Here is a 20,261-nt window from a genome sequence, read left to right on the forward strand (position 1 = left end):
CGCCGGCTGTTAGCCGACGCCCCGCACATCTCAATTCAGCTGTAATGCAACAGCATTCAGCTCGCGACGCGTTTGCGCGTTGATGTAGCTTTCTTGGCAGCGGTTTTCTTTGTCGCCGCAGTTGTCTTCTTGGCCGACGCCGCAGTCGTTTTCTTGGCTGCGGTCTTCTTGACCGCCGTCTTCTTCGCCGCTGCCTTCTTGGCCGGGGCTTGCTTCGCTGCCGCGGCCTGCTGCTTCGCGCTCGGCTTGGCGGCCCGGCCGGCAAGGATCTCCGCCAGGAACTCACCCGTGTACGACGCCGAGTTCGCCGCGACCTCTTCCGGCGTACCTTCCGCGACCAGCGTCCCGCCGCGGCGACCGCCGTCCGGCCCGAGGTCGATGATCCAGTCCGCGGTCTTGATGACGTCCAGGTTGTGCTCGATGACCAGCACCGAGTTGCCCTTGTCCACCAGGCCACTGAGGACACCGAGCAGCTTGCGGATGTCCTCGAAGTGCAGACCGGTCGTCGGCTCGTCCAGCACGTAGACCGTCCGCCCCGTCGAGCGCCGCTGCAGCTCGGAGGCCAGCTTCACGCGCTGCGCCTCACCACCGGACAGCGTCGGCGCGGGCTGCCCGAGCCGAACGTACCCGAGGCCGACCTCGACCAGGGTCTTGAGGTGCCGTGAGATCGCCGGGATCGCCGCGAAGAACTCCGCGGCCTCCTCGATCGGCATGTCCAGGATGTCCGCGACCGTCTTGCTCTTGTAGTGCACCTCGAGCGTCTCGCGGTTGTACCGGGCGCCGTGGCAGACCTCGCACGGCACGTAGACGTCGGGCAGGAAGTTCATCTCGATCTTGAGCGTGCCGTCGCCCGAGCAGGCCTCGCAGCGGCCGCCCTTGACGTTGAACGAGAACCGACCCTGCTGGTACCCGCGGACCTTCGCTTCCGGGGTGTCCGCGAACAGCTTGCGGACGTGGTCCCACACCCCGGTGTACGTCGCCGGGTTCGACCTCGGCGTACGTCCGATCGGCGACTGGTCGACGTGGATGACCTTGTCGACCAGCTCCATGCCGGAGATCTTCGTGTGCCGGCCCGGGACCGCGCGGGCGCCGTAGATCTGCCGGGCCAGCGACGTGTAGAGGATGTCGTTGACCAGCGTCGACTTGCCCGACCCTGAGACCCCGGTGACCGCGACGAACACGCCGAGCGGGATCGTCACGTCGATGTCGCGGAGGTTGTTCTGGCGGGCGCCGTACACGGTCAGCTCGCGGCCCTCGGTGAGCGGCCGCCGGACCGCCGGGATCGGGATCTCCCTGCGACCGGACACATACTGACCGGTGATCGAGTCCGGGTGGTTGCGCAGATCCTCGACCGTGCCGGAGACGACGACCTGACCGCCGTGCTCACCGGCACCCGGGCCGATGTCGACCACCCAGTCCGCGTGGTCGATGGTGTCCTCGTCGTGCTCGACGACGATCAGGGTGTTGCCCAGCTCCTTGAGCCGGACCAGGGTCTCGATCAGCCGCCGGTTGTCCCGCTGGTGCAGGCCGATCGACGGCTCGTCCAGGACATACAGCACGCCGACCAGGCCGGAACCGATCTGGGTCGCGAGCCGGATCCGCTGCGCCTCACCACCGGACAGCGAGCCCGCCGGCCGGCTCAGCGCCAGGTAGTCCAGACCGACGTCGAGCAGGAACCGCAGCCGCTCGCCGATCTCCTTGACCACCCGCTCCGCGATCTGCTTCTCCCGCGGCGACAGCTCCATCTGGACCAGGAAGTCGTGCACCTCGTCGATCGACATCGCGCTGATCTCGGCGATGTTCTTGCCGCCGAGCGTGACCGCGAGCGAGATCGGCTTCAGCCGCGCGCCGTTGCAGGCCAGGCACGGGACCTCGCGCATGTACTCCTCGAAGCGCTCCCGGCCGGTGTCGCTGGACGCCTCCGCGTGCCGGCGCTCGACGTACGGGATCACGCCCTCGAAGGTCGTGTAGTACGAGCGCTCACGGCCGTAGCGGTTCTGGTAGGAGACGTGGACCTGCTTGTCGTGGCCGGTCAGCAGCGACTTCTTCGCCTTCGCCGGCAGCTCGCCGAACGGCGTGCTGGTCTTGATCTTCAGGTCCTTCGCCAGCGCCCCGAGCAGGCGCTCGAAGTACTGCGAGACGTTCTGACCGGACCACGGCTGGATCGCGCCCTCGTCGAGTGACTTCGACGGATCCGGGATCAGCAGCTCCGGGTCGACCTCCATCCGGGTGCCGAGACCGGTGCAGACCGGGCAGGCGCCGTACGGCGAGTTGAACGAGAACGAGCGTGGTTCCAGCTCGTCGATCGCCAGGGGGTGATCGTTCGGGCAGGCGAGCTTCTCGGAGAACCGGCGCTCGCGGTGCGGGTCGTCGTCCGGCAGGTCGACGAAGTCCAGGACGAGCAGACCGCTGGCGAGACCGAGGGCGGTCTCGACCGAGTCGGTCAGCCGTCGCTTGGCAGACTCCTTCACCGCGAGCCGGTCGACGACCACGTCGATGTCGTGCTTCTTCTGCTTGTCGAGCTTGGGCGGATCGGTCAGCTGGATCGTCTCGCCGTCCACCCGGGCGCGGGACAGGCCCTGACCGCTCAGCTGGCGGAACAGGTCGAGATACTCCCCCTTGCGGCCGCGGACGACCGGCGCCAGGACCTGGAAGCGGGTGCCCTCCTCGAGCTCCAGCACGCGGTCGACGATCTGCTGCGGGGTCTGCCGCGCGATCGGCTCACCACACTCCGGGCAGTGCGGCCGGCCGGCGCGTGCATACAGCAGCCGGAGGTAGTCGTAGACCTCGGTGATCGTGCCGACGGTCGAGCGCGGGTTCCGCGAGGTGGACTTCTGGTCGATCGAGACGGCCGGGGACAGACCCTCGATGAAGTCGACGTCCGGCTTGTCCATCTGACCGAGGAACTGCCGTGCGTACGCCGAGAGTGACTCGACGTACCGCCGCTGGCCCTCGGCGAAGATCGTGTCGAAGGCCAGGCTGGACTTGCCGGACCCGGACAGGCCGGTGAAGACGATCATGGCGTCCCGCGGCAGGTCGACCGAGACGTCTTTCAGGTTGTGCTCACGCGCTCCGCGCACGATCAGACGGTCAGACACAAGCTCACTCTCAGCCGTTCTCGAGGGGTATGCGGGACATGCCCGGTCATGCTAACGAGGCCCACCGACAAAAACTTCCGCTGCCGGTTCCTGCGCTCACTTCGAAAGTATATTCGATCGTGCACCCCGGGTTTGGCAAACCCGGCCGGATGTGACCTGACGTGTCCGGAGTGCAAGGATCGGCGGTAACACCGACAGCTGGGAGGGCTCATGGCGGAGTACCACGGGAACGTCAAGGTCGGCGGTCCGGCGCAGACACACGAGTTGGCGCAGTTGATGATCACCAAGGTCGCGGTCGGGCCGATGGACAACAACGCCTACCTGCTGCGCTGCCGGCAGACCGACGAACAGGTCCTGATCGACGCGGCCAACGACGCGGACACGCTGCTCGCCGTGATCGGCGACGGCGGACTCGCCCGCATCATCACCACGCACCGCCACCAGGACCACTGGGAGGCTCTCGCCGAGGTCGTCGCCCGGACCAGCGCCCCCACGGTCGCCGGCCGGCACGACGCCGAGGGCATCGGCGTACCGACCGATCAGTACGTCGACGACGGCGACCACATCTCCGTGGGCAACAGCAGCCTGCGCGTCATCCACCTGGTCGGCCACACGCCTGGCTCCATCGCTCTCGTGTACGACGACCCGGACGGGCCGCCGCACGTGTTCACGGGCGACTCCCTGTTCCCCGGCGGCGTCGGCAACACCCAGGGTGACGCAGAGCGCTTCACGTCCCTCGTCAACGACGTCGAGACCAAACTCTTCGGCACCCTCCCCGACGAAACCTGGGTCTACCCCGGCCACGGCTCCGACACCACCATCGGCACCGAACGCCCCCACCTCCCCGAATGGCGCGAACGCGGCTGGTAACTCGTCAGATCTGGGCGCGGGCCGTTTCGATGTCCTCGCTGACCTTCGTGGCGCCGACTGAGGCCGCGAGCCCGGCTGCCTCGTCGGCGAGTTTGTGGGCGTCGTCGGGGCGGGACTGGGCCATGGCCAGGTAGATGAGGCCTACCAGGTTGGCGGCGACGCCGGCGGTGAAGCCGAGAGCGCGGCGGAGTTCTGTGGACTCCTCGAGTAGGGCCTTGGCGGTGTCGAGGTCGCCGGCGGAGTGAGCGGCGATGCCCAGGTGGCGGAGGGCGTAGGAGAGGGTCAGGTCGTCGCCGGTCTCGCGGGCCAGGTCGGCTGCGGTGGTGAAGTGGCGGACGGCGGTCGGGGTGTCGCCGCGGATGACGTGATGGAAGCAGCCGATCCAGAACTGGGCCTCACCCTCGCCCCGCTGGTCGCCCACCCCGCGGTAGAGCTCGGCCGCCCGCTCGAAGGCCGGCAGCTCGTCGGGGTTCTCCACCCGGTCCTCGAAGAAGCGGCAGTGCATGATGCGGCCGCGTTGCACCAGGAGGTCCGCCTCGACCGCGTCCAAAGCACGGTCGGCTTCGGTCAGGCCGTCGTACTCGCCGTTGAAGATCGCCCGCTCGTACAGCTCCTGCACCCTGTTCTCCACCCGGTTGATCCTAGGGTGTGGTGGTGACCAACTTCGCGGACTACCAGCCGGACGTCGAACGGCAGGAACTGGGTACGCCGGTCGAGATCCGGCCCGCGCGGGATGAGGATCTAGACGCCTGCGCAGCGCTGATCGTCACCCGCACGGGTGGGCCGGCGGCTGACCGCAGGAAACTGCTCGTCGCCGACCTCGCGAACCCGGACCGGCACACGGTCGTCGCCTGCGTCGACGGCGAGGTCATCGGGTACGCCGCAGTGATCCGCCACCAGGTCTCCCCCACCGACCCGCCGACCACCGCGCCGTCCGGCTACTACCTCATCGGCCTGATCGTCGCCCCCGAGTGGCGTCGCCACGGCATCGGCGACCTGCTCACCCAGGCGCGGATGCGATGGACCGCGACCCGCGCCGACCACATCTACTACTTCGCGAACCTCGCCAACGCCCCAACCCTCGACCTCCACGTGAGGTTCGGGTTCAGCGAGGTAACCCGCAACTTCACCTTCCCCAAAGCCCCACTCCAACCAGGCTCCGGAGTACTCCTGCGAGCCGCGCTGACCTAGCGGTCGGTCAGCTCGGTCGGATGCGCGATGACGTCCACGAGCGCGTTGTTGCGGATGGCCGTGATCTCGGTCCGACGGCCGATCGCCTCGGTGAAGAGCTGACGCTGCAACGACTGGGCATCCCGCAGCGGAGTGCCGTCAACGGCCAGGACCAGGTCCCCCTGACGAAGGCCGGCCTCAGCCGCCGGACTGCCGGCGATCACCTCCACGACCCGGAGCGCGGTCCGCTGATCGAAGCGCTCAGCCAACGCCGGCCGGAGCGGAGCGGGTGTCGTCACCAGACCCAGGTACGCGCGGCGCACGCGGCCGTCATGCAGCAGCGAGTAGATGATCCGCCGCGTGGTCGGATTGATCGGGACAGCCAATCCAAGCCCGATCCCAGCGACCGCGGTAGCGATCCCGATCACCCGCCCGTTGCCGTCGGCAAGCGCACCACCGGAGTTCCCCGGATTCAAGGCCGCGTCGGTCTGAATCACGTCCTCGATGATCCGCTGCGCCTGCCCACTCCGCACCGGCAACGACCGCCCGAGGGCACTCACGACCCCAGCCGTCACACTCCCGGCCAGCCCCAACGGGTTGCCGACAGCAACCACCAGGTTCCCGACCTTCAGCTGATCCGCATCTCCGTACTCCGGCGGATCCGGGATCGCCCGATCGGCCCGCAGTACGGCGAGATCCGACAGCCGGTCGACCCCCACCACCCGGGCCTGTGCCGCCGTACCGTCCGCGAACTCGGCGGCCGCCTCCTCGCCGTCACCGACCACATGCGCGTTTGTCAGCAGGTGCCCATCACCGGTCAGCACCACCGCCGACCCGGACGAGTCACCGTGCCGGCTGTGGATCCGCAGGCTCGCCACCCGCGGGATCAAGTGTTCCGCCACTCCCGAGACCACTCGGGAGTAGGCATCCAGCACGTCGTCTCCCGCAACCTCATCAGCCATCGCAAGCCTCCCGATTACAGGATTACACCGCAAGCAAATGTCGGCCAGACAGTGAGGCGAGCCACAATCCTGACCGATCGGTTGAAAACTGGCCGATCGGTCAGGATGATGGCTGACATGGCCCTCACCACCCCCGCCCGGGAGCGCACCCGGCACGAGATCGTGCGGCAGGCGAACGACCTGTTCCAGGTCAAGGGGTACAACGCGACGTCGCTGCAGGACATCGCGACCGCGGCCGGCTGCTCCAAGGCGACCGTGCTCTACCACTTCAGCGGCAAGCCGGCCGTCCTGGCCGCCGTCCTCGACCCAGCCTCGGTCGACCTGGCCGGCATCGTCGCCCGAGGCAGCGCGATGGACCGGGCCGAGGCGCAGGAGTTCGCCATCCAGGCGTTCATCGACCTCGCGGTCGTGCACCGCGGCGTCACCGACGTACTGCAGGACATCATCCCGGTGATCGAGGAGATGCCCGAGGTCGCCGCTCTGGTCGCGAACGGCATGCGGTTGATCGATCTGATGGCCGGCTCGGACGACCCGCTCGAGCACGACCTGGCCAAGTTCGCCGTCAACGGCCTGCTCGGCGAGTGCCGGCATCCCGGCGAACGCACCGACGAAGAACTCCGAAGACTCTGCGACATCGCCCTCCGGCGACTGCTCGGCCGCGACTGACCTGACCGACCTCCGGCCACCGGCACTGATCGCCGGCGGACGGTTCACGCTGCCCGAAAGCCGTACCCACCGAAACGGACTTCCCAGATGGCCACACTGCTGTACCGGCTCGGCCGGTTCTCCTACCAACGCCGGCGCCTCGTCGCCGCCGTCTGGGTGCTGTTCCTGGTCCTGCTCGGCGTCGGTGCGCTGACGCTCGGAGGCAAGACCGCGAACACGTTCTCGATCCCGGGCACCGAGTCGCAGCGCGCTCTGGACGCCCTCAAGCAGGAGCTGCCCGCCGCGAGCGGCGCCTCCGCGACGGTCGTCGTGAAGGCACCCGACGGCAAGACGCTCGCCGACCCGACCGTGAAGGCCGCGGTAGGCGCGACCGTCGCCAAGGTCGCGAAGGTGCCCGAGGTGATCGGCGCGATCGATCCCTTCACCAGCAAGGCGATCAGCCCGGACGGTACGACGGGGCTGATCAGCGTCCAGTTCGACAAACCGGCCGACGAACTCACCAAGGACAGCACCGAGGCGTACGACGGTCTGAGCGGACTCAGCACCGGTGATCTCAAGGTCGTCCCCGGCGGCCAGGTGGTCGGCGGCGTACCCGAGATCGGTGCCACCGAGGTGCTCGGTGTCGCGGTCGCGGCCGTCGTACTGGTCGTCACGTTCGGGTCGCTCGTCGCGGCCGGGATGACGTTGCTGACCGCGCTGCTCGGCGTACTGGCCGGGATGGCTGGACTGTTCATCGTCACCGCGTTCACGGATGTGTCGTCGACCGCTCCGATCCTGGCTTTGATGCTGGGGCTCGCGGTCGGTATCGACTATGCGCTGTTCATCAGTTCACGGCACCGGACCCAGCTTGCCGCCGGCATGGATCCGGAGGAGTCCGTTGGCCGCGCGACCGCGACGGCGGGTTCGGCGGTGTTGTTCGCGGGTGCGACGGTCGTGATCGCGTTGGCCGGGCTGAGCGTTGTCGGCGTACCGTTCCTGACCGCGATGGGCTTCGCTGCGGCCGCCACTGTCCTCACTGCTGTGCTGGTCGCGCTCACGTTGCTACCGGCCATGCTCGGGTTCGTCGGCAACCGGATCCTCCCCCGCAAGATCCGCAAGGCTCCGGCGCACGTAGCGCCGGCGGAAGGATTCGGGTTCCGCTGGGGCCGGTTCGTGACCCGCTTGCGCGTGCCGATCGTTGCCGTCGGCATCATCGGGCTCGGCTTCCTGGCGATCCCGGTCAAGGACATGCAACTCGCGCTTCCAGATGGCGCCTCGGCCGCGGCTGGTACGAACCAGCGGGTGGCGTACGACCTCACCGCCAGCGCGTTCGGGCCTGGCGCCAACGGTCCGCTCATCGTTGTGGTGAAGACCGACAATGCGGCGACGTCCGACGCGCTGGTCAAGCAGGTACTGGCGAAGTCGCAAGGCATCCCGGATGTCGTAGCGGCCCAGCCCGCGGCGGCGAGCCAGGACGGGGCGACCCGGTTGGTACAGGTGATCCCAAAGAGCGGGCCGGCCAGTGAAGAGACCTCGGAGCTGGTCAAGAACCTGCGCTCCGCGATCCAGCCGCTCGCCACCGGCGACGCGAGCATCTCGGTGACGGGTAACACCGCGGTCGGTGTCGACGTGTCGAACAAGCTGTCCGACGCGCTTCCCACGTACCTGCTGGTGGTCATCGGACTGTCGTTCTTGCTGTTGCTGTTGGCGTTCCGGTCGCTGCTCGTGCCGTTGAAGGCGACGCTCGGGTTCGTGCTGACGGTCGGTGCGACGTTCGGCATCACGGTCGCGGTGTTCCAGCTCGGCTGGGGCGCATCGCTGCTCGGGGTGGACTCACCGGGCCCGCTGGTCAGCTTCCTGCCGATCATCATGCTCGGCGTGCTGTTCGGGCTGGCGATGGACTACGAAGTGTTCATCGTGTCCCGGGTCCGCGAGGAGTTCGTCCACGGCAAGCAGGCGACCGAAGCGACGATCGAGGGCCTCGGTCACGGCGCCCGGGTGGTGACGGCGGCCGCGCTGATCATGGCGTCGGTGTTCGCGGGCTTCATCATGGTCCACGACCCGATCATCAAGGCCATCGGCTTCGGCCTCACCATCGGCGTCCTGATCGACGCCTTCGTCGTCCGGATGACCCTGGTCCCCGCGGTCCTGTCCCTCCTCGGCAACCGAGCCTGGTACTTCCCCCAGTGGCTCGACCGCATCACCCCGAAGGTAGACATCGAAGGCGAGAGCCTGCACGTCGACGAAGAGCCCGAAGAGAAGCAACTAGCAGACGTCCACTGAACGCGACGAGGGGCATCGGTTCACACCGATGCCCCTCAGTGGTCGGGCTGCCGAGATTTGAACTCGGGATCTCCTGTCCCCCAGACAGGCGCCTTACCCGGCTAGGCCACAGCCCGTTGTCCGGCTCCGGAGAGGCGAACGGGTAAACCCTACCCCATCCCGGCCAATGGTTCTGACCGGGTCGCGGGGTGTTCGGTCAGCGTTTCTTGTTCTTCTGGCGGGCCCGGATCTGGACATGGATGGGGCTGCCGACGAAGCCGAAGTCTTCGCGCAGGCGGCGTTCGATGAAGCGCTGGTACGACGCCTCGATCTGGCCGGAGGTGAAGATCGCGAAGGTGGGGGGCATCGTGGTGGCCTGGGTGCCGAAGAGGATCTTGGGCTGCTTGCCGGACCGGACCGGGTGCGGGTGGGCGGCGACGAGCCGGCCCAGGAACGCGTTCAGCTGGCCGGTCGGGACACGGGTCTGCCAGCCGTCCAGCGCGGCCTCGATCGCGGGAACCAGCTTCTCCATGTGGCGCCCGGTCAGGGCAGAGATGTTGACCCGCGGTGCCCAGCGGAACTGGACCAGGTCGCGGTCGATCTCCTTCTCCAGGTAGTACCGGCGGTCCTCGTCGACCAGGTCCCACTTGTTGTACGCGATCACGAGCGCCTTGCCGGCTTCCTCGACCGAGTTCATGATCCGTAGATCCTGCTCGGTCATCGGCCCGGACGCGTCGATCACGACCACCACGACCTCGGCCCGCTCGATCGCCGCGTTGGTCCGCAGGGAGGCGTAGTACTCGTGGCCCTGGGAGTTCTTCACCTTGCGCCGGATGCCGGCGGTGTCGATGAACCGCCACTCCTGGCCGCCGAGCGTGATCAGCTCGTCCACCGGGTCGACCGTCGTACCGGCGACGTCGCTGACGACGACGCGGTCCTCCTTGGCGACCTTGTTCAGCAGGGAGGACTTGCCCACGTTCGGCTTGCCGACGATCGCGACCCGGCGCGGTCCTCCGGTCTCGGGGTCGCGCTCCGGCGGCGCCTCGGGCAGCGCGGCCAGTACGGCGTCCAGCATGTCGCCGGTGCCGCGGCCGTGCATCGCGGAGACCGGGAACGGCTCACCGATCCCCAGGCTCCACAGGTTCATCGCCTCGGCCTCGACCCGCTGGTCGTCGACCTTGTTCGCCGCGAGGACGACGGGTTTGCCGGACTTCCGCAGTACGCGGACGACGGCCTCGTCCGCATCCGTGATCCCGACGGTCGCGTCGACCACGAACAGGACCGCGTCGGCCGCGTTGATCGCCACCTCGGCCTGACCGGCGACCAGGGCCGCCATGCCGACCGCGTCCGGGTCCCAGCCGCCGGTGTCGACGACGGTGAAGCCACGGCCGGACCAGTTGGCGTCGTACGAAACCCGGTCCCGGGTCACGCCCGGGGTGTCCTCGACGACGGCCTCGCGGCGGCCGATGATGCGGTTCACCAGCGTGGACTTGCCCACATTCGGCCGGCCGACGATCGCGAGCACGGGCAGCGGCCCGGTGTCTTCACGGTCGTGCGTAGGCTCGGCGAAGTCGTAGCCGGTGGGCAGGTCACTCATCAGGGTCCTTCTTGTCTGGCACGCCCGGGAGGGGGTGGCCGGTGGCTTCGACGGCCGCCCTCAGGTGGGCTCTCAGCACGTCGCCGATCTGGTCGGCAACCGCTCGTACGTCGGAATGCCTCCTGGGAAAGGGTACGCGGTCAACCGTGAAGGTCTCGCCATAGACCACGTCGATCCGGCTCCCGGCGGGCGGAAAGCCCTCCACATCCCCCTCCGGCAGCCTGGTCCCGAGCAGGACGACCGGCAGGATCGGCGCGCCGGTCACCATGGCCAGATACGCCGCCCCGAGCCGGATCCGGGCGAAGTCGCCCGGACCGCGGGTCCCCTCCGGGTAGATGTTCAGCACCCGGCCGTCGCGCAGCACCTTGATCGACTGCCGGATCGCGAGCGGGTCGTACGAGCGCCGGTCGATCGGGATCTGCCCGAACCGGCGCAGCAACCAGCCCTGCAGACCGCCGAACGCCTCGATCTTGCCGAGTTGGTGCAACATCCGGGGCGAGATCGCGCCCAGCAGCGGCCCGTCCAGCAGGCTCAGGTGGTTCGGCGTCATCAGCACCGGACCTGAGCGCGGGAACAGCTCCTCGTGATGCACGGTCAATCGGTAGCGCCGACGGAAGTAAGGCTTGGCGACCTTCCGCGCCGGCAGCGCGAACCGATACGGCAGCCGGGGCAGGTCATCGGTGCGGGGCAGCTCGGCCCGCCCGGTCAGCTCAGCCGTCATGACTCCTGGGCGCGCGGGGCCGCCTCGGCCTCCTTCGCGAGTCTGCTGATCACGTCGATGACCTCCTCCAGGGACAGATGGGTCGAGTCGATGGTGACTGCGCCGTCGGACGCGACCAGGAACTCCGACACCGTCGAGTCGTCGGCGTCCCGGCGGACGATCTGATCGCGGAGCTGCTCCTGGGTGACCGAGCCGGCCGCCAACTCGGCGCCGCGGCGGGCCATCCGCGCCTCCTGATCGGCAGTGAGATGCACCTTCAGCTCCGCGTCGGTGGCGACCACGGTCGCGATGTCGCGACCCTCGACCACGATCCCGCCGCTCGGCTGCGCGTCGTCGATGATCTCGCGCTGGCGCCGGATCAGCTCCTTGCGGACGTCCAGGTTGGTGGCGATCTTGGAAACCGTCTCACTGATCCCCGGCTCCCGGATCGCGACCGTCACATCGGTGCCGTCGGCGATGACGAACTGCTGGACCGGGTCGGTGCTGACCTCGAGCCGCAGCTCGCGGGCCCGCTGCGCGACGGCGGCGGTGTCGTCGAGATCGAGGCCGTGCTGGATCGCCGACCAGGTCACCGCGCGGTACGTCGCCCCCGTATCCAGGAAGCGCAGGCCGAGCCGACTGGCGACGCCTCGTGCGGTGCTCGACTTGCCGGAGCCGCTCGGGCCGTCCACAGCGATGATCATGCCCTGAGATTACCTGCGGGCAGGGACAAAGCAGGAACCTACCGGTGCACGACCCAACCGCGCTCGGTGAGTACGTCGACCAGCTGATCGACGGAACCCGGTTTCACCGCGAGCTCGACCTCACCGACCGGCCGGCCCGGACTGTGATCGATCCGCAGATCCTCGACGTTCGCACCGGACTCGGCCGCGTCCGCGAACAACCGGGCCAACTGCCCCGGCCGGTCGGGGATCGTGACCAGAACGGTGACCAGATCGATGTGCGGCGCACCGTGCTTACCCGGCACCCGGACCGCACCCGAGACGCCCTGCCCGAGGATCGAGGTGAGTTCGTCGGCCGCCTCTTCCTTGCCTAGGGCAACGAGTAGCCGGTCGAGCTCGCCGCGGATCTGCTCGAGCAGGCCGGTCAGCGCGGTCGAGTTCGCGGACACGATCTGGGTCCACAGCTTCGGGTCGCCGGCCGCGATCCGGGTGACGTCGCGGACACCCTGGCCGGACAGCTGCAGGTGCGAGCTCGGCGCATCGGCCAGCGTGCCCGCTGCGAGCGCCGACATCAGATGCGGCAGGTGGGAGACCCGGGCGACGCCGAGATCATGGTCCTCGACCGACAGCTCGACGGTCCGCGCGCCGGCCGCCTCGGCCAGTCGCCGAACCAGCTCGACGGCCTCCGGATCGCTGGTTTCGTGCGGCGTGATCGCCCAGGTCGCGCCGTCGAACAGGTCGGCGCGGGCGGCGAGTGGCCCGTTCCGCTCGGAGCCTGCCATCGGGTGGCCCCCGACGTACCGGCTGACGTCGCCGCTCAGGCGGCGCGCGTCCGTGAGCGGCTTCGACTTCACACTCGCGGCGTCCGTGACGACCGCGTCGGTCTGCTCGAGCTGCTCGGCGATCACCGTGCCGACATGGTCCGGCGGTACGGCGACCACGACCAGCTGCGGCTCGATCTGGACCAGCCGCGACCCGGCGCCGATCCGCTCGGCCATCAGCGCGTTGTCCGGGTCGGCGTCGACGAGCTCGACCACGACGCCCAACCGGGCCAGCGCCAGGCCGATCGACGTACCGATCAGGCCGGTGCCGACGATCCGGACCGGGCCGCGCAGCTCACTCACTGCGCCATCCCCGGGACATCACTGGGACATCACTGGGCGCCGGTCAGATCCGGACGGAGCGCAACGGCCCCATGCAGATAGACGTGCTGGATCTTCTCGCGGGACCGCACGGTCTCGGTGTGCACCATCAGCCGGACCACCCGCGGCAGCGCGTGCGGTACGGCGATCTCCTGCATGCACATCAGCGGTACGTCGGTCAGCCCGATCTGACGGCCCGCGACCGCGGGAAACTCCGAATGCAGGTCCGGCGTGACGGTGAACAGGATGCTGATCAGATCCTCGTTCTCCAGATCGTTCGCCTCCAGGACCGCCCGCACCAGCTCCGCGGACCGCTCGAGCAGGTGCTCGCGCTCGTCCCGGTCGAGCTGGGTGGCACCCCGGATCGCCCGTACCGCCACGTGCCCGCCTCCTTAGATCGTCTCCCCCAACCCTAGGCCAAAGTAGTCAAGGAGTGGACAGCCGTCTCGGATTGTGCCGCGAGCAGCCGCCGGGCCACCGGCAGCAGACCCGCGGCCCGGACCGGCGCGAGCGGGTCGGACAGTTGCCGTCGCCGCCGGAACGTTCCCGGCGGTTCGCCGTACGCCTGGGAGAAACGGCGGGAGAAGTGGTACGGATTGCTGTAGCCGCAGTCGGACGCGACCTCGGCGATCGTCGCGTTGGTGCGCAGCAACGCACTGGCCGCGCAGACCAGCCGGACCAGATCCAGCGCGTACGCCGGTCCGCATCCGTACCGCTCACGGAAGATCCGGTGCAGGTGTCCCGCCGACAGGCTCGCAGCCGTGGCCAGCTCCGGGACCGGGATGATCCGTGGTCCGCTCTCGGCCCACGCTGCCGCCACATGATCGACCAGACGCTGGACACCATCCGGCAGCTCCGCCCGCGCCGGATCCGCCGGTGCGCTCACGAAGACCTCCAGCATCGTCGCCACGAGCCTGTCGCTATGCCCCCGGACCGACGACGACGGTACGTCGGCCAGATCCAGCAAGTAGGTGCACAGCTCATCGAGCAGGCCCGGATCGGACATCGCCCGGACCGAGGGCCAATTCGACGGCTCGCCCAGTACGCCGAAGTCCTCGATCTGGAAGTGGACGTAGGCGTGCCGCGTCCGGCGATCACAGTCCCAGATATACGAGTCCCGATTCCCTCGCCTGGCCAACGCCACCGTGCCCGGGCGCAACGTCTCCTCGACCGTCGCCCGGTGGACGCCGGCGTCGTCGTACACCTCGGTCCGCCACTGCGCCGAACCGTGGAGGATCCACAGCAGCTCGTAGTTCACCAGCGTCCGCGGTCCGTAGGTTGCACCGGGCGCATAATCGGCGACCTGGACCACGGAGTTCACGCTCATCACCGGCGGTCGGGATGTCACAAACAGATAGTAGAGCGCTTGCCCGCGACATTGGCCGGCTCGATCTGCCTTGAGAGGGTGGCCAGATGATCGAGTCGTACCAGCGAGACGGCTTCCTCGTCCTCGACCAGGCGCTGCCACCCGAGCAGGTCACCGCGCTGCGCACCGCGGCCGAGCAACTCTGCCGTGGTGATCTCGGCCCCGTCGAAGGCGGTCCGGCTGAGCCTGCCGATGACGTGTTGCGCCAGTACCTGTGTATCCATCAGCCGCACAAGGTGTCCGACGAGGCCCTCGCCGCCCTGCACGCGCCCCGGATCGTCGACGCCCTGACCGCGATCATCGGGCCCAATGTCAAAGCCATGCAGTCGATGCTGTTCATCAAGTCCGAGGGCAAGCCGGGTCAGGCCTGGCACCAGGACGAGTTCTTCATCCCGACCAGGGACCGGTCACTGACCGCGGTGTGGATCGCGCTCGACGACGCCACCATCGAGAACGGCTGCCTCTGGGTCCTGCCGGGCTCCCATCGCCGCGGCGTCCTCTATCCCGACCGGGAGCAGGACGATCCCCGCTTCGACTGCACGGTCGAGCTGTTCGACTTCCCGTACTCCGACGACGACGCCGTCCCGGTCGAGGTACCAGCCGGGTCGGCGGTGATCTTCAACGGCTATCTCCTGCACCGATCGCTGCCGAACACCACCCGGCGCGGACTCCGCCGCGCCCTTGCCAACCACTACATGAGCGCCGAGTCGCTGCTCCCCTGGCAGACCGTGCCGTCCGGTGTCCATGTCGGCAAGCACGACTACCGCGACATCGTGATGGTGGCCGGCACCGATCCCTATGCCTACAAGGGCCTCGACGATCTGGCCCGGCCGCACTCCCGCCGGGACAAGGACGGCGGGTGCGACCGCTGACTCAGAGCGTCTGCGCCTCGGCCGCGTCGACGGTCTGCTCCAGCAACAGCGAGATCGTCATCGGTCCGACCCCGCCCGGGACCGGCGTGATCAGCCGGGCGACCTGCGCCGCCTCCTCGAAGTGGACGTCGCCGACGTTGCCCTCGTTGTAGCCGGCGTCGACCACGACCGCGCCCGGCTTGAGCCAGTCGCCGCGGACGAAGTTCGCCTTGCCAACTGCGGCCACCACAATGTCCGCGGTCCGCACGATCGCGGGCAGGTCGACGGTCCGGGAGTGGGTGTAGGTGACGGTCGCGTTCGATGCCAGCAGCAACATGCCGACCGGCTTGCCGAGGATCGGGCTGCGACCGATCACGACCGCGTGCGCGCCGGCGATCGGTACGTCGTACGCCTCCAGCAGCCGCATGATCCCGCCCGGCGTCGCGGATCGGAACCCCGGGTCACCGAAGGCCATCGCTGCGAACGACCGCATGGTCACACCGTCGACGTCCTTGGCCGGATCGATCGCCTCGAACGCGGCCCGCTCGTCGATCTGCGCCGGCACCGGGTGCTGCAGCAGGATCCCGTGCACCGCCGGATCCTCCGACAACCTGGTCAGCTCCGCCACCAGCTCCTCGGTGGTCGTCTCGGCGGGCAGTACGACGCTCTGCGAGCCGATACCGGCCTTCTTCGACCGGTTCTGCTTCATCCGGACGTACGTCGCCGACGCCGGGTCATCCCCGACGAGCACAGTCGCCAGGCACGGCTGCACGCCCGTCTTCTCCTGCAAGGTCTTCGCTCGGTCGGCCGCCTTCGCCACCATCTCGGCGGCGAGGTCGGTCCCGATCATCAGTTCAGCTGTCGTCATGCGGTCTCGATGGCCTGTTTCAGGAAGGCATCGACGACACCGTCGCCGATGCGCGGGTGGGTGGTGGAGTGCGGCAGTCGGGTGTCGCGGATCGACTCGGCCTGGGTGACCAGGTGGTTGATCTGGTCGCGGGTGGTGGCCACGTCCGAGCTGTTGCCTTCGGCTACCGCTTCGAGGAGGCGGAGCGACGTGCGCAACGCCTGGGCCCAGAGGAAGGACGCATCGAGCCAGGCCCCGGCCTCATCGGCGAAGGACGGGTCGGAGACGCCGTCGCGGATCGTTGCCGGAGCGTTCTCGATCGCCTCGAAGTACGGCTCGAGGTCGGCGATGGCACCGGCCAGATCACCCGCCCGCCAGGTCTCCCAGAAGGCGGCCGTCTTCGCGGCCAGTACCGGCGCGTTGACCAGGTGCAGCTTGCCGTCGTACGTCGTCAGGTCCGCGAAGACCTCGAGCGCCGCGATGGTCTCCGCGTCTCCCCCGGCCCGCTCGGCGATCGCACGATGCCAGGACGCATCCTCGTCGTACGTCGCCGGATTCCAGCCGAACTCGGCGAACGAGTACAGCGCGAGCTTGCTGACGCCGGCCTGGTTCATCGGGTTCGAGATCACGCCGACGACCTGGTCGGCGAGGCCCGGCTCGCGGCCGCTGTACGGCGCGAGCAGGATCCGCGCGTGTGCGTAGTCGTTGACCGGATAGTTGTCCCAGATCAGGATGTCGTGCCCGAACACGGCCTTCGCCTCGGCCGCTTGTGCGCTCGTGATCTGCTCCGGTACGACGCCGATCCCGGTCCAGTGCACGACCACCGCACTGTCCATCTGCTCGCGCAACGCCTGTTTGTACGGCGTCTCGTCCACGTTGTAGTACTCGGTCGGGACCATCTGCAGCGGCGCGAGATCCGGCTTGGTCGCGACCCACTCCCGCTGGATCCGGTTCAGCAGGTCGCTCTGCGCGTGCCCCGCCCCGCCTCCGCCGGGACCGTACTTCTCCTCGTCCTCGCTCGAGTGCCACTTCTCGTACTCGATGTCGTCGAGCGCGACGTTGAAGGCCCGCGCACCCAGCGCGTACAGGGCCTCGAACTTCGCCAGCAGCGCCTGGAAGTCGCCGTCGTCGGTGTAGCGGATCGAGAGGCCGGGCGACAGCGCGAAGGTGAAGTCGACCTTGTTCCGCAGGGATCTCTCGATCAGCTCACCGAGCTCGGCCAGCTTGTCGGCCGGGTACGGGTCGCGCCACTGCTCGCGGTGGTACGGGTCGTCCTTCGGCGCGTACTCGTAGGTGTTCATCCGGTGCGTGCCGAGGTAGTCGAGGTGATCGAGGCGGTCGGCATGCGACCACGGCGTACCGTAGAAGCCTTCGATCGAGCCGCGGTACCGCATCGTCGGCCAGTCACGGATCTCGACGCCGTCCACATGGTTGCCCTGGACAAGCTGTGCGAGCGTCTGCGCGGCGTAGAACGTCCCGCGCGGATCGGCACCGGCCAAGACGATCTGGTTGTCGCCGACGGAAACGACGTACCCCTCGGCCGGCAGCCCGTCAGCATCGGCACCGAGTCGCACGGTCACGGCGGCCTCGCCGTCCACGATCGTCTGTACGCCGGCCGCCGTCAGCGTCTCGCGGACGACGCGCTCGGCGTCCGGGTCGGTGGCCGGACCGTGCACCAGCCCGACTGTGTCGCCGAGGTCGACGCCATCGTCGCGACGGGTGATCTCCTGAGGCTCAGGCGTCATGGCAACTCTCTCCTAGAGAAGCCCTGCGTGATCGAGGGCCAGGTATGCAGCATCGATGCCGGTCATGGCACCGGGGGTCCGGAGTTCGGTGCGGAACGCGTCGACGGTGAGCTCGACCGGGACGCAGTCCTCGGTCTCGTCGAGCGATTGCTTCCCGTCCGGGCGACAGCCGCGCGCGATCGCGACGTACTTGCGGAACGTCGAGGACGCGGACGACCACTGCCAGCCGACGAGATCGAGCGACTCGCAGGTGTAGCCGGTCTCTTCCTCGAGCTCACGCACCCCGGCGAGTGCGGGCTCCTCCCCCGGCTCGACCAGACCACCGGGCAGGTTGGTGACGATCCGGTCCGGACCGGCTCGGAACATGCGGACGGTGACGATCCGGCCCTCCGGGGTCAGCGGCAGCACCGTGACTCCTGCGGTGATGCCGTCCTCGGACTCCGGGCCGAACACGTCCCATTCGACCTCGCGACCGTCCGGCAACCGGTACCGCCGCAGCTTGACGGTGAGGAACCGTTTGAAACCCGGTTCCTCACCCAGGAGCTGCCACGGCACCGGGTCACCGGGCCGCACCTCCGCGCTCACAGTGGCCGGTCGTCCTCGGGGTTCTCCGGCGGGGCGATCGGTGCATCGTCCGCCGGCGGCGCGACCGGGGCGTCGTCGGCCGGCGTTGCCGCCGAGCCGTCCTCGGCCTTGGCGTCACCGTCGGTCGACTCGGCGGTCGCGGTGGCCTCCTCGGCCGGCTTCGACTCGGACAGGATGCGCGTCAGGGTCTCCTCGGAGATCCGCTTGAACTTGCGCATCTGGGTCCGGGTCCGGTCCAGTACGGCGACCTCGATCTGGTCCGAGGTCAGCTCCCGGACCTCGGTGCCGTCGTGGCCGAGGGCATCGACGGCCAGGCGCAGTGCGCCGGACAGCGAGATGCCCTCCTGGAAGTGCTCACCGACGTACTCCGCGACCTGCTCGGCCGGTCCACCCATCACGGCGTACCCGCGGACGTCCGCGATCGAGCCGTCGTAGGTGAGCCGGTAGATCTGGTCGTCGGCCGTGCCGGCACCGACCTCGGCGACCAGGATCTCCACCTCGAGCGGCTTCTCACCGCCGGAGGAGAAGATCGCGCCGAGCGTCTGCGCGTACGCGTTGGCCAGGGCCCGGCCGGTGACATCACGCCGGTCGTAGGAGTACCCCCGCATATCGGCCAGCCGGACGCCGGCGATCCGCAGGTTCTCGAACTCGTTGTACCGGCCGACGGCGGCGAACGCCATCCGGTCGTAGATCTCGGCCACCTTGTGCAACGCGGGCGAGCGGTTCTCCGCGACGAACAGGATGCCGTCGGCATACTGCAGTGCGATCGCACTGCGGCCCTTGGAGATGCCCTTGCGGGCGAAGTCGGCCCGGTCCCGCATCAGCTGCTCGGGCGAGACGTAGAACGGAACGCTCATCGAAGGTGTCGTCCTCTAATCAGTCGGTCGATCGGGATCAGGTCAGTTTCGCGGCGGCCGGGCCGTCGGGCCGGTGGTGCCGCTCGGCCCAGGCCGCGTCGACGATCGTGGCGACCTCGTCCTCGGGCAGGCGCTGGTACCCGTCGGCGGTGACCACACCGACGACCGGGAAGATCCGCCGCAACATGTCCGGACCACCGGTCGCCGAGTCGTCGTCGGCGGCGTCGATCAGAGACTGGATCACCGCGGTGACGCAGTCCGTCACGGACAGGTCGTCGCGGTAGAGCTTCTTCAGCGCGCCGCGGGCGAACACCGAACCCGAGCCGACACTGTGGAAGTGGTGCTCCTCGTACCGACCGCCGGTCGGGTCGTAGGAGAAGATCCGGCCGCCCTTGATGTCGGGGTCGTAGCCCGCGAACAACGGCACCACCGCGAGGCCCTGCATGGCCATCGCCAGGTTGCCGCGGATCAGCGCGCTGAGCCGGTTGGCCTTGCCGTCGAGGCTGAGCGTGGCGCCCTCGAGCTTCTCGTAGTGCTCCAGCTCGACCTGGAACAGCCGCACCATCTCGATCCCGAAGCCGGCCGTGCCCGCGAACGCGACCGCGGAGTACTCGTCGGCGGGGAACACCTTCTCGATGTCACGCTGGGCGATCACGTTGCCCATGGTGGCGCGCCGGTCGCCGGCCATCACGACGCCACCGGGGAAGGTGGCGGCGACGATCGTCGTACCGTGCGGGACGTCGGCGGAGAAGTCGGCCTGCCCCAGGCTGCGCCGTCCCGGCAACAGGTCGGGCGCGTGCCCGGCCAGGAAGTCCATGAACGACGAGCCACCTGGGGTCAGGAAGGCTTCCGGCAACCGGCCGGAGGCATCGAAAGTCATC

General features: G+C 68.7%; 19 protein-coding genes and 1 tRNA gene. 5 read left to right on the forward strand and 15 right to left on the reverse strand.

Translation table 11 applies throughout. The features are described 5' to 3' along the window. Positions 1 to 56: 56 nt before the first annotated feature. Positions 57 to 3,098: an excinuclease ABC subunit UvrA gene (gene uvrA, locus AB0L70_RS06440; protein ID WP_363680675.1), complete on the reverse strand. Its 3,042-nt coding sequence runs from the start codon at positions 3,096 to 3,098 to the stop codon at positions 57 to 59. A gap of 210 nt (positions 3,099 to 3,308) precedes the next feature. On the opposite strand from uvrA, the gene AB0L70_RS06445 reads away from it, so the two are divergent. Next, the gene (locus AB0L70_RS06445) at positions 3,309 to 3,968 is read left to right on the forward strand and encodes an MBL fold metallo-hydrolase (RefSeq protein ID WP_363680677.1); all 660 of its coding nucleotides are present in this window, start codon (positions 3,309 to 3,311) and stop codon (positions 3,966 to 3,968) included. A 4-nt stretch (positions 3,969 to 3,972) separates the two neighbouring features. On the opposite strand, the gene AB0L70_RS06450 is transcribed toward AB0L70_RS06445, so the two are convergent. Then, positions 3,973 to 4,599: a tetratricopeptide repeat protein gene (locus AB0L70_RS06450; RefSeq protein ID WP_363680679.1), complete on the reverse strand. Its 627-nt coding sequence runs from the start codon at positions 4,597 to 4,599 to the stop codon at positions 3,973 to 3,975. 23 nt (positions 4,600 to 4,622) lie between these two features. On the opposite strand from AB0L70_RS06450, the gene AB0L70_RS06455 reads away from it, so the two are divergent. Beyond that, positions 4,623 to 5,159, forward strand: coding sequence for a GNAT family N-acetyltransferase (locus tag AB0L70_RS06455; protein WP_363680681.1), 537 nt, complete (start codon positions 4,623 to 4,625; stop codon positions 5,157 to 5,159). Here the strand turns inward: AB0L70_RS06455 and AB0L70_RS06460 are convergent. After that, positions 5,156 to 6,100 carry a trypsin-like peptidase domain-containing protein gene (locus AB0L70_RS06460; protein WP_363680683.1) on the reverse strand — a complete coding sequence of 315 codons (945 nt, stop codon included), beginning with the start codon at positions 6,098 to 6,100 and terminating at the stop codon, positions 5,156 to 5,158. The two genes, AB0L70_RS06455 and AB0L70_RS06460, sit on opposite strands and share 4 nt — an antisense overlap. Positions 6,101 to 6,217: 117 nt before the next feature. Between AB0L70_RS06460 and AB0L70_RS06465 the strand changes: the two genes are divergently transcribed. Both AB0L70_RS06465 and AB0L70_RS06470 read left to right on the forward strand, forming a co-directional pair. Continuing rightward, entirely contained in the window at positions 6,218 to 6,766 is a 549-nt protein-coding gene (locus AB0L70_RS06465) for a helix-turn-helix domain-containing protein (protein WP_363680685.1), read from the forward strand. An 87-nt stretch (positions 6,767 to 6,853) separates the two neighbouring features. Continuing rightward, positions 6,854 to 9,028, forward strand: a complete 2,175-nt coding sequence (locus tag AB0L70_RS06470) for an MMPL family transporter (RefSeq protein WP_363680687.1) — start codon at positions 6,854 to 6,856, stop codon at positions 9,026 to 9,028. A 39-nt stretch (positions 9,029 to 9,067) separates the two neighbouring features. On the opposite strand, the gene AB0L70_RS06475 is transcribed toward AB0L70_RS06470, so the two are convergent. From AB0L70_RS06475 to AB0L70_RS06505, 7 genes are all read right to left on the reverse strand, one after another. Continuing rightward, a tRNA-Pro gene (locus AB0L70_RS06475) sits at positions 9,068 to 9,144 on the reverse strand. Positions 9,145 to 9,224: 80 nt separating this feature from the next. After that, the gene (der, locus tag AB0L70_RS06480; protein ID WP_363680689.1) at positions 9,225 to 10,604 is read right to left on the reverse strand and encodes a ribosome biogenesis GTPase Der; all 1,380 of its coding nucleotides are present in this window, start codon (positions 10,602 to 10,604) and stop codon (positions 9,225 to 9,227) included. After that, a complete protein-coding gene (locus AB0L70_RS06485; RefSeq protein ID WP_363680691.1) occupies positions 10,597 to 11,325 on the reverse strand; it encodes a lysophospholipid acyltransferase family protein in 729 nt (242 codons plus the stop codon). The genes der and AB0L70_RS06485 overlap by 8 nt, the downstream gene beginning before the upstream one ends. Continuing rightward, positions 11,322 to 12,008, reverse strand: coding sequence for a (d)CMP kinase (gene cmk / locus AB0L70_RS06490; protein WP_363680693.1), 687 nt, complete (start codon positions 12,006 to 12,008; stop codon positions 11,322 to 11,324). Before cmk ends, AB0L70_RS06485 begins: the two co-directional genes overlap by 4 nt. A gap of 38 nt (positions 12,009 to 12,046) precedes the next feature. Beyond that, positions 12,047 to 13,111: a prephenate dehydrogenase gene (locus AB0L70_RS06495; protein ID WP_363680695.1), complete on the reverse strand. Its 1,065-nt coding sequence runs from the start codon at positions 13,109 to 13,111 to the stop codon at positions 12,047 to 12,049. Between the two features lie 29 nt (positions 13,112 to 13,140). Further along, a complete protein-coding gene (aroH, locus tag AB0L70_RS06500; protein WP_363680697.1) occupies positions 13,141 to 13,509 on the reverse strand; it encodes a chorismate mutase in 369 nt (122 codons plus the stop codon). A gap of 32 nt (positions 13,510 to 13,541) precedes the next feature. Next, entirely contained in the window at positions 13,542 to 14,477 is a 936-nt protein-coding gene (locus AB0L70_RS06505) for a helix-turn-helix domain-containing protein (RefSeq protein WP_363680699.1), read from the reverse strand. A gap of 65 nt (positions 14,478 to 14,542) precedes the next feature. On the opposite strand from AB0L70_RS06505, the gene AB0L70_RS06510 reads away from it, so the two are divergent. Next, on the forward strand, positions 14,543 to 15,367 hold the full coding sequence (locus tag AB0L70_RS06510) for a phytanoyl-CoA dioxygenase family protein (RefSeq protein ID WP_363680701.1): 825 nt from the start codon (positions 14,543 to 14,545) through the stop codon (positions 15,365 to 15,367). Between the two features lies 1 nt (position 15,368). Here the strand turns inward: AB0L70_RS06510 and AB0L70_RS06515 are convergent, their stop codons facing one another. From AB0L70_RS06515 to prcB, 5 genes are read right to left on the reverse strand one after another with little or no spacing between them, the layout of a single operon-like run. Next, positions 15,369 to 16,214, reverse strand: a complete 846-nt coding sequence (locus AB0L70_RS06515) for a bifunctional 5,10-methylenetetrahydrofolate dehydrogenase/5,10-methenyltetrahydrofolate cyclohydrolase (protein WP_363680703.1) — start codon at positions 16,212 to 16,214, stop codon at positions 15,369 to 15,371. Continuing rightward, positions 16,211 to 17,938, reverse strand: coding sequence for a beta-N-acetylglucosaminidase domain-containing protein (locus AB0L70_RS06520; protein ID WP_363680705.1), 1,728 nt, complete (start codon positions 17,936 to 17,938; stop codon positions 16,211 to 16,213). Before AB0L70_RS06520 ends, AB0L70_RS06515 begins: the two co-directional genes overlap by 4 nt. Positions 17,939 to 17,950: 12 nt before the next feature. Then, entirely contained in the window at positions 17,951 to 18,523 is a 573-nt protein-coding gene (locus AB0L70_RS06525; protein ID WP_363680707.1) for an NUDIX hydrolase, read from the reverse strand. After that, positions 18,520 to 19,380, reverse strand: coding sequence for a proteasome subunit alpha (prcA, locus tag AB0L70_RS06530; RefSeq protein ID WP_363680709.1), 861 nt, complete (start codon positions 19,378 to 19,380; stop codon positions 18,520 to 18,522). Before prcA ends, AB0L70_RS06525 begins: the two co-directional genes overlap by 4 nt. A gap of 37 nt (positions 19,381 to 19,417) precedes the next feature. Then, complete coding sequence (gene prcB / locus AB0L70_RS06535; protein ID WP_363680711.1) at positions 19,418 to 20,260, reverse strand: proteasome subunit beta; 843 nt, start codon at positions 20,258 to 20,260, stop codon at positions 19,418 to 19,420. Position 20,261: the final 1 nt, after the last annotated feature.

This window comes from Kribbella sp. NPDC051952, from assembly GCF_040680855.1.
GTDB lineage: Bacteria > Actinomycetota > Actinomycetes > Propionibacteriales > Kribbellaceae > Kribbella.

Excerpts from the sequence above, each read along its gene's own strand:
- AB0L70_RS06445 (WP_363680677.1), top strand. The coding sequence starts at position 3,309 with ATGGCGGAGTACCACGGGAACGTCAAGGTCGGCGGTCCGGCGCAGACA.
- AB0L70_RS06460 (WP_363680683.1), bottom strand. The coding sequence starts at position 6,100 with ATGGCTGATGAGGTTGCGGGAGACGACGTGCTGGATGCCTACTCCCGA.
- AB0L70_RS06465 (WP_363680685.1), top strand. The coding sequence starts at position 6,218 with ATGGCCCTCACCACCCCCGCCCGGGAGCGCACCCGGCACGAGATCGTG.
- AB0L70_RS06470 (WP_363680687.1), top strand. The coding sequence starts at position 6,854 with ATGGCCACACTGCTGTACCGGCTCGGCCGGTTCTCCTACCAACGCCGG.
- der (WP_363680689.1), bottom strand. The coding sequence starts at position 10,604 with ATGAGTGACCTGCCCACCGGCTACGACTTCGCCGAGCCTACGCACGAC.
- AB0L70_RS06485 (WP_363680691.1), bottom strand. The coding sequence starts at position 11,325 with ATGACGGCTGAGCTGACCGGGCGGGCCGAGCTGCCCCGCACCGATGAC.
- cmk (WP_363680693.1), bottom strand. The coding sequence starts at position 12,008 with ATGATCATCGCTGTGGACGGCCCGAGCGGCTCCGGCAAGTCGAGCACC.
- AB0L70_RS06510 (WP_363680701.1), top strand. The coding sequence starts at position 14,543 with ATGATCGAGTCGTACCAGCGAGACGGCTTCCTCGTCCTCGACCAGGCG.
- AB0L70_RS06515 (WP_363680703.1), bottom strand. The coding sequence starts at position 16,214 with ATGACGACAGCTGAACTGATGATCGGGACCGACCTCGCCGCCGAGATG.
- AB0L70_RS06520 (WP_363680705.1), bottom strand. The coding sequence starts at position 17,938 with ATGACGCCTGAGCCTCAGGAGATCACCCGTCGCGACGATGGCGTCGAC.
- prcA (WP_363680709.1), bottom strand. The coding sequence starts at position 19,380 with ATGAGCGTTCCGTTCTACGTCTCGCCCGAGCAGCTGATGCGGGACCGG.
- prcB (WP_363680711.1), bottom strand. The coding sequence starts at position 20,260 with ATGACTTTCGATGCCTCCGGCCGGTTGCCGGAAGCCTTCCTGACCCCA.